1 protein-coding gene is annotated in these 774 nt (G+C 37.7%); it reads left to right on the forward strand.

Annotated features, from left to right (window positions below; genetic code table 11):
• Positions 1-31: 31 nt before the first annotated feature.
• On the forward strand, positions 32-774 hold a 743-nt coding region (locus NLX67_RS22605), incomplete at its 3' end, for a VLRF1 family aeRF1-type release factor (protein WP_254313638.1).

Consider the following 774-nt stretch of genomic DNA (forward strand, 5'->3'; position numbering starts at 1 on the left):
GTAAAGAAATTTGAGGAGGTAAAATAAATTTATGACTCTAAACAAAGAACTCCAGACCTTAAAAGAATATCACAGTGGTGAACGCGGCGTATTGAGTGTTTATTTAAACACCAACCCAGCTGATCCAGACCAGCCAAACGGTGCATGGGAAATTCATTTAAAGAACGGCTTAAAGGATTTAGATAAGTATTTAACAGATTCAAAAAATGAAAATGAATTAAAATTGTTTAAAGAAATTAAGAAAAAAGTATTAAAAGAAATCGATGATAATAAGGATGATTTGCGCAAAGGAGTCGTTATTTTCGCTTCAGAGACTCCAGAATTATGGTCGGTTCACTATGTGCAAGTCCCTGTTAAATCAAGCTTTCATTGGGAAGATCATCCGGTGTTAGAACAATTGGAATACATGCACAAAGCCTATCCAGAAGCAGGAATCATTTTACCAAGCTTCGGGGAAGTTCGAATATTGGATACTGTAATGGGATTGGTCAAAGAAGATTTTTCTTACAGCTTCGACCCTAACCTTGAAGAGTGGGGAAAAAAGAAGGACATGGATCCCGGTGGTCGACATGTAATTGGGAGTAGTAAAGTAGACTTTTTAGAGTCCCGGCTTAAAGAAAACTTGCAAAGGTTCTTTAAAAGCATGGGGACAAACGTAGAACGATTAAAGAAAGAAAGAGGTTGGGTAGAAATCCATGTAGCGGGAGAAACCGAATTGGCAATCGCTTTTGCTGAAACCTTACGAGAAAAACCGGCAAGCTGCATTTACAAAAA

Source organism: Domibacillus sp. A3M-37, from assembly GCF_024213455.1.
In the GTDB taxonomy this organism is placed as follows: Bacteria; Bacillota; Bacilli; order Bacillales; family Domibacillaceae; genus Domibacillus; species Domibacillus tundrae.